General features: G+C 43.1%; 8 protein-coding genes, 1 rRNA gene and 2 pseudogenes. 3 read left to right on the top strand and 8 right to left on the bottom strand.

The window, feature by feature from the left end; genetic code table 11:
* From JO375_RS14870 to JO375_RS14855, 4 genes and pseudogenes are all read right to left on the bottom strand, one after another.
* Positions 1 to 418 (bottom strand): annotated as a pseudogene (locus JO375_RS14870) (IS3 family transposase); the annotation flags it as partial.
* Between the two features lie 99 nt (positions 419 to 517).
* Positions 518 to 805 carry a hypothetical protein gene (locus tag JO375_RS14865; RefSeq protein WP_229525200.1) on the bottom strand — a complete coding sequence of 96 codons (288 nt, stop codon included), beginning with the start codon at positions 803 to 805 and terminating at the stop codon, positions 518 to 520.
* A gap of 26 nt (positions 806 to 831) precedes the next feature.
* Positions 832 to 1,488 carry an IS110 family transposase gene (locus JO375_RS14860; protein ID WP_229525199.1) on the bottom strand — a complete coding sequence of 219 codons (657 nt, stop codon included), beginning with the start codon at positions 1,486 to 1,488 and terminating at the stop codon, positions 832 to 834.
* Between the two features lie 430 nt (positions 1,489 to 1,918).
* The gene (locus tag JO375_RS14855) at positions 1,919 to 2,524 is read right to left on the bottom strand and encodes a TetR/AcrR family transcriptional regulator (protein ID WP_229525198.1); all 606 of its coding nucleotides are present in this window, start codon (positions 2,522 to 2,524) and stop codon (positions 1,919 to 1,921) included.
* Between the two features lie 163 nt (positions 2,525 to 2,687).
* Here JO375_RS14855 and JO375_RS14850 point away from each other — a divergent pair, with 163 nt between their 5' ends.
* Entirely contained in the window at positions 2,688 to 3,605 is a 918-nt protein-coding gene (locus JO375_RS14850) for an alpha/beta hydrolase (RefSeq protein ID WP_229525197.1), read from the top strand.
* Between the two features lie 630 nt (positions 3,606 to 4,235).
* Here the strand turns inward: JO375_RS14850 and JO375_RS14845 are convergent.
* From JO375_RS14845 to JO375_RS14835, 4 genes and pseudogenes are all read right to left on the bottom strand, one after another.
* Positions 4,236 to 4,601 carry a tyrosine-type recombinase/integrase gene (locus JO375_RS14845; RefSeq protein WP_267497711.1) on the bottom strand — a complete coding sequence of 122 codons (366 nt, stop codon included), beginning with the start codon at positions 4,599 to 4,601 and terminating at the stop codon, positions 4,236 to 4,238.
* A 121-nt stretch (positions 4,602 to 4,722) separates the two neighbouring features.
* Positions 4,723 to 4,767, bottom strand: a pseudogene (locus tag JO375_RS24575) (hypothetical protein); the annotation flags it as partial.
* Positions 4,768 to 5,231: 464 nt separating this feature from the next.
* Positions 5,232 to 7,595, bottom strand: coding sequence for a PEP/pyruvate-binding domain-containing protein (locus JO375_RS14840; protein WP_229525196.1), 2,364 nt, complete (start codon positions 7,593 to 7,595; stop codon positions 5,232 to 5,234).
* Positions 7,596 to 7,597: 2 nt separating this feature from the next.
* The gene (locus tag JO375_RS14835) at positions 7,598 to 8,296 is read right to left on the bottom strand and encodes a TetR/AcrR family transcriptional regulator (protein ID WP_229525195.1); all 699 of its coding nucleotides are present in this window, start codon (positions 8,294 to 8,296) and stop codon (positions 7,598 to 7,600) included.
* A gap of 348 nt (positions 8,297 to 8,644) precedes the next feature.
* Between JO375_RS14835 and JO375_RS14830 the strand changes: the two genes are divergently transcribed.
* Together JO375_RS14830 and JO375_RS14825 are read left to right on the top strand one after the other, a co-directional pair.
* On the top strand, positions 8,645 to 9,058 hold the full coding sequence (locus JO375_RS14830; protein WP_229525194.1) for a nuclear transport factor 2 family protein: 414 nt from the start codon (positions 8,645 to 8,647) through the stop codon (positions 9,056 to 9,058).
* A gap of 1,096 nt (positions 9,059 to 10,154) precedes the next feature.
* A 16S ribosomal RNA gene (locus JO375_RS14825) occupies positions 10,155 to 10,320 on the top strand; the annotation flags it as partial.

Here is a 10,320-nt window from a genome sequence, read left to right as displayed (position 1 = left end):
TAAATAAGTCGATCAGTACGCAAATGTAGTGCCACTTGTGCTGAACTTTCACATAAGTTAGATCGCTGACTATGAAACGTTTAGCTTTGGTTTGATCAAATTCACGCTTCAACACATTCGCCGTTGTTGCTTCATTACAAGCGGTCTTGTGCGGCTTATACTGCGCTATCGTGTACGTGGACACGAGACCCTGCTCTTTCATAATCCGTCCAATTCGACGTCTGGAAACGGTGTGTCCTTGCTCCTGAAGTTTGACTTTCAGCTTGCGTGTTCCATACGCCTTTCGATGGGTATGAAAGATCTCTACGAAAGCCGTAGTTACTTCGTCTTCGTTGTCTTTTTCTTTCGCTTCATAGTAGAACGTGCTTCTAGCGATTTGCAGGACTTCACACAATGCTGATACCGAGACCATTTGTCTCTTAAAATCTGCTGTAAATGTACGTCTTTGTCTTGGCATAGTAGATCCGTTCCTAATTCTAATGTTTTTATTCTACTAGCCCTTATTTTTTCTGTCCAACTAAGTGTAACCGATCCAAAGTATCTTTGTATAAGGATGAGGGTAATATCCTTTTTCTTTATCACCATAAAGCAGGGAAGCTATATGTTTATCCATGCTTTTTATCGCTTCATCTATACGCAAAGCTTCTTCAATTAGCCACGTTTGCCGTTCAGCTAGGTGTGGAATCTTCAAGGCTAATGTGTTGGGTAACAGTTCTGCCAAGGTCATAGAGGCTTTTGTAGCTATAGTCTTTGCACCAATTGTTATTAAAGTTTGCCTAAGTTCATCCTGAGTTACCTTGGACATTTCTTGCGCTGTAGGATACTTCAGAGCTAATTTGAGACACTTAACTCACCTGTTTTTTTAGATGTTCGTTTAAGTTCAGGATTGGTTACAGAAAATAATTGCTGGACTTGATTCTTACGTCTCGTTAATTGAGTAGTAAGTAACCAGCGATCCCTAGTTAATGTGCGGTATAAAGCCTGCTCTGCACTTGCAGGACGAACTATTCGCACCGAGCGCATATCAGGATGAAGGGTTTTGTGCCATCCCATATATGCCATAATTCTAGCATCAATTTCATCGGATTTTTCATTAAGTCCTAGCTGGCGTTCGCGAAAATCCTTTACAGCTTTATTTTCAACCTGATATGTAGAATAGCCTCGATCTAATAGAACTCTAACAACTAAATATGAATAATGCCCACCAGTTGGTTCCAGTAATATAAAGAAATCCTGGGGTTTATACCCGAATTGTGCTTGAATATCTTCTAAAGCATGGATAAACTTTGTAATCCCTTGGCTATCCGAGTTAAACTTCATTGTTTTACTGCGTTTCCATTCCTTCTCACTGCGGAACTTTTCAAATGGAATGCAAGCAGCAACATGGAAATCCGAACCAATATCTATTCCAACATAGAAGGGATAAAAAGCTCTTGAGTTGTCTTGGTCTTCAATAATGCTCGTATCCGTAAGCATAAAATTATTCAACTTATGATCACCCATTCAAATCATTTGCACCAGATTAACCAAGTTTTCTTAAGAGCTCCGCAATGGACCCAATGTAGCATGTCAGGTTTTAAATTCGGTGCATTACCCATAATAAACTGAGAGGTCGAGAATCCGCCTCAATAACTTTAAAGGGCTTCTGTTAAGTTCTTTTGACATAAGGAAACAATTTCCTGATCCCTCTATTAAGTTCTTTGTTTTTCTATGCAAAAAAACCTGTCATTTCGACAGGTTGAATAATCATCGCCCCCTAGTTTTCGCTACTTTGCTCAGCGAATCCATAATTTTACTCCTGTATTGTCTTGTAACAAACATTTGGTCAATCTGTAGTTGATATTTATTTTGACCTCTGAATTTGTGCCCGAGTACTTCATATCCGATTCATTTTTCCCCATCAAATACTCCGCCTCCGTTAGCTTAATGTATCGTTGAGGCGAGTTTTTTCAATATGTCGATAAACTTCTGCTTCGTTTCGTCTTTCTAATGTTAGTCTATATAGTTGCACAACTTGCGTTGCTACAGATTCCATATCTCTATCTATTTCTTCTAGTACATAAGATTCCAATACTCCCATTGTTGCGGTTCCTAAAAACTTCAAAAATATTTGCTTATCGATAATTGGATGCGAATCCTCATTAATCTTTTTACTTATCTCCCCTATAGTAAAAGACAATAGTTTTTTGCGAAATGATGAAGCATCTTTACTTTTAAACAATGCGGCAAAAAATGATTTATGCTGCTCAAAATAAGTAAACCATAATATCGAACCTTCTATGATCCCTATGTCTTTTTTTTGATCACATATTTCTCGCAATTGCGCGATATGGTCGTCCACAATCCGATCTAACAGATCATACTTATCCATGTAATGCAGGTAGAATGTTTTTCGACCAATGTTGGCTTTCTCTGTAATATTTCTGACCGTAATCTCGTCAAACCCTTCCTTAACTAACATTTGCAAAAAAGTCGATTGAATAGCCTGTCGAGTCTTTAAAATTCTTCGATCGATTTTATCCATACAGCAGTCCACCTTTATTTTATACACAATAAAAACAATTTGTGTATTAATACATTTATTGCGTAATGTGGTCATTGTATCAGCTTCACCTTTATTTTAATGTAAATATACACAAGGCAATTAATACGCACAAGTGTATTTAAACATGAAGGTGGTTTTAACTGTGACAGTTACTAAAAAGAAAGTAACATTTCATGCACATGGGCTGCGAGTGGCAGCGATTCTAAATGGACCTGAACATGCTGAGGAAAAGAAAAAAAATCCGGCAATAATTTGCGTTCATCCAGGCAACAGCTGTAAAGATCAGACGGCGGGCATATATGCGGGTAAACTTGCCGAGCTGGGATATGTAACGATCGTATTCGATGCATCCTATCAAGGGGAAAGTGAGGGCGAACCTCGTTATGCCGAATACCCGGCCGCACGCGTTGAGGATATTCGGTGTGCGGTTGATTACTTAACTACACTGGATTATGTCGACGAAAATCGTATTGGCGTATTCGGTGTTTGTGCAGGAGGCGGATATGCTGTAAATGCTGCAATGACAGATCGTCGCATCAAAGCAGTTGGCGCAGTCGTCGTCGTGAATATCGGTCGTGGATATCGTGAAGGCGATCCTATCAAAGTTTTGGAGGAAGTTGCTAAGCAACGCACTTCGGAAGCGCGCGGAACCGAACCTATGGTTACACAATGGATTCCTAATAGTCATGCCGAAAGAGAAGAAGCCGGTATGACCGATATCGATCTTGTAGGGGCGGTTGATTACTACAGAACACCAAGAGGTCAAAGCCCTAACTCTCCAAACAAATTAAAATTCACCAGCATAGACTCGATAATTGCCTTTGATGCTTTCCATTTAGCGGAAAGTCTGCTGACTCAACCTTTACAAATCATTGTTGGTGGCGTACAAGGAACGTTTGGTTCATACAAAGATGGCCATGAGCTTTACAACCGAGCAGCTTCTGAGAAAAAAGATTTGTTCGTTATAGAAGGGGCAAACCACTATGACCTGTACGACAGCCCAGAACCGGTGAGCAAAGCTGTTGAAAAATTAGGTGCATTCTATCAAGGAAATCTTTAGTAATAATGCAAATGAGGGTGTCTATAAGAAGGCACCCTTCAATATTTTGGGTATTCGGATTTTGTGGTGGAAAAGGGCTTATAATTCGCCTTTCTCCAATTTCTCGATCAAGGTGGAAAGATCGAAACCAAGCAGGGTTGCTTCTGCCGGTTCACGAAGAAGGGCGGCAAAAGAAAAGAAGAGTTTCGGTTACAGAAATCCATCCTTCATTACGGCAAACGGTTTATTTCCTTAAGTTCCCTTCTTCTCCAGCAACGCTAATTTGTTGGCTATTATCCGGGCGAGAAGAGACTGAGATTGTTCCAATTCTATTTTCCTACGGTCGGTTTTTAGAAAGGTTCGTAGTCCAAACTGAGGTACATTCACTAAAATGTTGGTACAGGTTCAGAGCGACGGTTATGCACTTAGTAGAACCAACCGAAGCTCTATTGTTTGAGATCATTATGTATATGCTACTGCGAATAACTGCCCGTTAGTTCAATAAAAAGGACGCTCCCGCGCCTTCGCTTGGGCTACGTCCTCCTCATTATATTCCATTTCCAATTACTAAATAAAGAACGTACGCGGGTTGCATATAGTTCTTAACCAGGGGGCTTATTTCAACCTAAGCATTAAGAAAATACTTTATTTTCACCGAACAGTAGTACCAGCGAAGCTGACACCACCCGCAAAGTAGATGTAATTAATGGGGAATTCATTGATAACCTCGCTATATTCCTGCTGGCCATCAGTGATTGCAAGCTTTGAATAGACTTCCAACGACTTGCGGCTTTTGTGGTCGAAATAAGGCTGTATAAGCGCGTCATCGATGCCCTGCTTTTTAAGCCAGGTTAACAGGAAATATCGTAGCTTGTGAGGTGACAAGCTTTGTACAAGACCGGCTTCCTCCGAATATTTGGCCAATATCTTTCGTATTCCCCGATCCGTATATTTTTTCTTCCATGATGATTCGAACAGATAAACCGCCTGCTTCTTTTTCATTGAATCGGCGTGCATGGCCAACATTTCCTTGAACGATTGAGGGAAGGGGACAATGCGAATCCTTGCTTCCCTTGCCCTTGTTAATCCGGATTTGGCAGTAGTGGAAATCAACATCGGACAACTTGATATTGATCAACTCACTTACCCGAACGCCGGTATAAATCAGCGTCTTGACGATCATCATGTCTTGAAAGTTCTTCACTTGCCAAACCGCATCGTAGTAGTGCTTAAGCTCCTCTTCTGTAGGTACATAGCTGTGGTAGAAAACATTATGTATAGTTGAGAAGTCAATCCGTTGTTGCTCAATTTTTGAAATTCGAGTATTTACTTCGCAGAAACGGGATTAAACGAAGTTTAATGATATAAACTTTTTAATTTACGTCGCTCAGGTCGAGGGCAATAATTACAATAAGGGCGACCTCCAACATTTTAAGGAAAATATACTCTAAGGATGTTAACAAGCATAACATCATTTTCCGCAAAAGCCCGATTCCCGCGTGGTGAATTATGCGTCCCTGCCGATTATGGCGGAGCTGATGCAGGCTGGGATCCAATTTCTTCAGCAACTTCGAGCTAGTATTCGAAAAGCGCTAGCGCCTGCAAAAAGGAAAGGAGGTCATCGCGTGGCTGCTTTCCTCGCAGTTTTTAAATCGATGACCTTTCCAATAGTTGAATAATGCCTTGACCGCCGTCAACGATGACTCTGTCCCCGGTCTTCAGCAGGACGGTGGCGTTGCCGCATCCGACGACCGCCGGAATGCCCAGCTCTCTGGCGACGATGGCGGCATGGGAGAGAGGGGCGCCAATATCGGTGATGACCGCCGTGGCTCTAGGGAACAAAGGGGTCCAGCCGACATTGGTCGTGGAAGCGACCAAAATTTCACCAGCCTGAAATTGCTCTCCTTCTTCTGGAGCGGCCAGAATGCGAACCCTGCCTTCGACCCGGCCTGCAGCTCCGGCGAAGCCTTTGAGCGTCTGGGAGTCAGGCGCGGCGATCGGTACTGTCGGGTCATAGAAATCGACCCTTCGATTCGGTTCCTCCGCCCACTTGAAAGGATCGAACCGTCCCCGGATGAGGGAGGGAAGCGGCGGAAGCGACTTGTACTTGCGATAGGTTTCTTTTCTGGCCGGGACATGCTTCAAGGCGGAGGCATCCCCGGCAAGCAGCTTCAGAGCTTCATCGATATAGAGGAAGAACACATCCTCGCCGATTCCCGCAAGTAGTCCTGCCCGGAGGGCAAATGCACGGTTAACCCGGAATACCCGGGTCCATTCGGAACGAACGGACTCCCGGAGACGAGCCGCTTCGCCCACCTTGGCAAGCGTTTCGCCAATCCGACCTGCTTTCCGGGGTAACCGATCCTCCAACCGTTTCCTGGCGGCTTCGTAATTTGCCTTCTGCTTTCGAAGATGGCCCTCCACGTCCGTATCAGACGTTTTAAATTCATCGATCTGCTTATCCAGCCATTCGTCGCTTTCACCAGGATCAGGGATTGACAGCTCGAACTCATGAGGCCCCCGGTGGCCATAACGTCTCCTGTACTCCTCGCGGCTCAGTTCACCTTTAAGGATATTGGATATACCTGTAACGGGGCCAAGACTTTCAAGCGCTGCGTCACCTCGAAAGTTAGACAGCAGCGTATTCGCATCCTCCGTGCCAAGCATACTTACAAGCTTTTTCCTCAGTTTCGAAGCGATCACCATTTTCCGGCCGCCTGCAAGCGCAACCCATAAGGCTTTGAAGTTATGGGGCAGGAGCTCGTTTTTCCATAACGCTATCAAGTCATTTTTTGACGCTACGTTTCCAATGCGCGCCGTCATCGCTGTACACCAATCCGGATTCTCTTGTAGATATTGCGGCATAATTTCAAATGATTCTTTGAATTTGCGCATCCGTATCTTTACCCTAGGCGCTGCTGCCTTTAAGGCACCTAGTGCCGTCATCGGGTACACCGGGATCGTCATCCTCTCGGGCAGCTCTCCAAATACGTCTGTGATCATTCCGATGCCGCGCTTTATGTTGATACCGAAGGCCGGAAGCAGAGATAGTCCGTAGCTCAAGTTGGAATACGCTCTTCCGGCGATATTCCCGGAAAATAAATAATAGCCGGGGAGCGGCGATTGCTCCTCGTCCAGCGCTCGGATGACTGACCAGCTAAACGGAGTAAACACATCGGCAAAAGCCTCTCCGATATTGGTGTTGGTCCACAGGAAATCCCCGGTCAACGAGTCGTTCCATTCATACGTGTCCGGATTGCCCGTCGACAGCGTTGTAATCGGCCGGGCTTGAAGAAGATATAACGTTCCTTTGGCGATAGCCCATTCGATATCTTGAGGGCTCCCCAGCTTCTTCTCCAGCTTGGCGGCCAATCCATATAATCTGGAAGCGTATTTTTTCATCACATGCGGCCCCTCATAGGTACCTCTGGGCCTAGTGAAAGTGAATGCAGAGGCATTGGCTTCCCCAGAAACAAGCTGCTCACCCAATCCGTATACGAAGTTGCCTGTCATTCTCGTAAGGCTGCCCGAGACCGGATCCGCCGTGAACAAGACGCCCGATACCTCGGACGGCACCATATACTGAACCACGACGGCGACTTGGTGAGACGTGATGCCATGAACGGAGCTGTATACTTTCACTCGCTCGGACTCTCCAGACTTGTAAACCGTATCGATGGCTTCCGCGATGGCCTCGTCCGTGCTGACATTCAGCACTGTTTCGAATTCTCCTGCAAAAGAAGCCTGAGCTGAATCCTCGTTTAATGCGGACGATCTGACAGCGAAGAGCGTCCCCGGATGGTTTTGTCTCATGGTGTTCAGCTTTGCTTGAATCTCTTTCCAGGCTTGAGGGCGCAGCTTATCGCCTTGAAAAGCAGATGGCAGAATGACAAACCCGTCCGGCACCGGATATCCGGCCTGCAGCATGCTGGCGAGCATCCCGCCTTTTCCGCCTGCGGAGACTTGCAGCTCCGGAGTCAAATCCTTAAAGCTCGTCACCATTGGCTTCATCGTCAAGACTCCTTCTCTGGTTTACGGTACCAGCATGATTTAAACAGCTCGATATAGCCATCCATTTCTGATACGATTTCGTCATAATACTTCTGGTTGATTATGAGGGAATTCGTTACTGCTTTTTCCTTCTCCCGATTGGATATGCCCTCCATCGTCCACATCAAAATATTGATCGCCTTATCGATATCGATCCCTTCTTGAAACTGGGAAAAATCAAGATTTTCGAATAGTTTGGCCTGGCCGCTGGCGGTAACCGATTTATCTCGGCGATCAAGCTCGGCTTTTACCTCGGGGGCGTCTTCCGTTCTAGCAGCTAACAGGAAATTAAACATTTCAGGGTGCTTGTTTATGACTTCAATTTTTAACGTAACAAACTGTTTGATCCTCAAGAATAGATCCGTTTCATTTAAATCGATTTTCGCAAAAAACTCATTCAGAATATGATCCATAATAAAGTCATTCAAAAATAGGAATAATTCCTTCTTGTTCTGAAAATAGTGAAACAGAAGTCCTTTGGAAATCTTTGCTTCGGCCACAATATCATTTGTTGAGGCATGTTTATAGCCCTTTTGGGCAAATTCTTTCATAGCGGCATTTAATATGCGTTCCTGCTTTTCGGGCTCCAAGTTTAAAAATTTATCAAACATCCGTTGCCAATTCCCTTCTTCATAACAATTGACCATATTGGTCGATCTCATATTACTCCTATTGACCGAACTGGTCAATAGGCATTGTGGGTGAGGGGATATGGCTGTGGATCTTATTTAAATGCCAGCGTCTTGCCGACCGGCGCGATTATGATAGATAAACCTTTATCTCGGAAACGCTTATTCTTCTGAGCAAAACTGAGAGTACATAAAAATTTAGAACTTCGCCGCCATCCTGATCCAATCCGTTACACATTGTTGTCCGCATTCTTCTGGTTAAGGAGTATAGAGATAACGGACAATTATCATCAATTCCGGTCTAAGACTTTATTTTCTACATACAGTTATTATTAGATTGTGTAAAACTTATTCCGCCTATTCGAAGGGAGATTAGTGAAAATGCAAAGTGCCCAACAGGTGCTAACAAGTTATTTTCAAGCATTAGGAAGCAAACAGATTGATAAATTGATCGAATTGGTTCATGATGAAGCGAAATTTATTATTCTTAAAAAAGAGCCCTCTAATAAAGTTCCTTTATATGGAACATTCCATGGAAAAGAAGGTGTTAGAAATTATTTAAACTTATTAGAAGAAGCAGAACAAATAGAGAGGTTAGACCTTCACAAACTCATCGGTAATCAGGAAGCAGCGTGTGCATGGGGGAATTCCCGCATCAAGGTCAATGTAACCGGGAAAGTGTTCGAGAGTGATTGGGCAATTATTTGCGAAGTAGAACAGGAGAAGATAAGGTTTTTTCAAATCTTCGAAGATACCGCTGCACTAGAAGAAGCTTTTGATTTAAGAGACTGTTGATATGTTAGTGCACCTACAGCACTATGCTGAGTAATCATACGAAAACGTCGGTTATTGGCTGGCAACATATCGAATTTGATCAAGTAATGCGTTTACGCTAACGAAGAACGTTAGTTGAATGATAACAGCGGCAGTCTAAGACTTTATTTTCAGTCTTGGTCCGCCGCTGTCTCATTTTTGATGATCAGTCTAATACTTGTTTTTCAAAAGCTGACGATTATTCAATTCAAAAACCGCGTAAGATCAATGAACCCAGTCTATTGCTTTATTTTCACTTAATAATAAAGTGAACTGGAGTAGTACCAAAAGCTTCGTCGTGCAAAGGTAACAAAAAAGTAGTTCCTGTAAGTGATGCAGGAGCTACTTTTTTTGCTGTGTATTGAATTGGTTTCAATTATTGATGAATTGCGACGTTCCTAAAAGCATCCTTTTAGGAACTGTTCTAAATTAGTCTATTTTACGTTCCAAAATGTTCGCAAATAATTATTGGAACGTTTCAATATTAATGACCCCTTTTGGAACTGAAAGGGGGAGGCATCATAGAGTAGATATAGCTTATGTTTGTGTGTCGGCCAAAGACCAAACTACTCCCGATGCTGCTGTTGATTAATCTTAGCAAGATACTAAAAACTCGTCGTAAACTCCTAACTGCTATACATGAAAAGCATCTTTCGGCTGCAGTAGATCTGGTCAAAGATTCACAGTACATACAAATGAAGAAAAAAATTCGAAAGTATGAGGAGTACAGTAATAGAAATGATATTGATAAGTCACTTATCAATTGGTATAACTTACATGTAGTAATCAGCAAACCTAAATGATATATTATTCATCTGGCCGTAAGATAGGCTGTGATGTAATGGTTCAAAAATTCAAAAGATCATCTATGAGTTATTATTTACCAGTAGTATGAATCGCCAAAGTATGATATATTATTTATCCGGCCCAAGAAAAGCCGAATGAAAAAATTGATCTTTGAAAACTGAACAACGAGTGAGTAAATTGATTTTGTTCGCAAAATCAAACAAGAGATATTTTATCTCGTCAGTTTCAAATGAGCTAATCGCTCTTTCAATAAACCAGCTCCGGTTGGTCTTTAATGGAGAGTTTGATCCTGGCTCAGGACGAACGCTGGCGGCGTGCCTAATACATGCAAGTCGAGCGGGGTTGTTTAGAAGCTTGCTTCTAAACAACCTAGCGGCGGACGGGTGAGTAACACGTAGGCAACCTGCCCACAAGACAGGGATAACTACCGGAAACGG

It is taken from the genome of Paenibacillus farraposensis (assembly GCF_020736845.1).
Taxonomy (GTDB): Bacteria; Bacillota; Bacilli; order Paenibacillales; family Paenibacillaceae; genus Paenibacillus; species Paenibacillus farraposensis.
The sequence above is the reverse complement of the archived record's forward strand: the minus strand, read 5'-3'. Positions and strand labels throughout refer to the sequence as shown.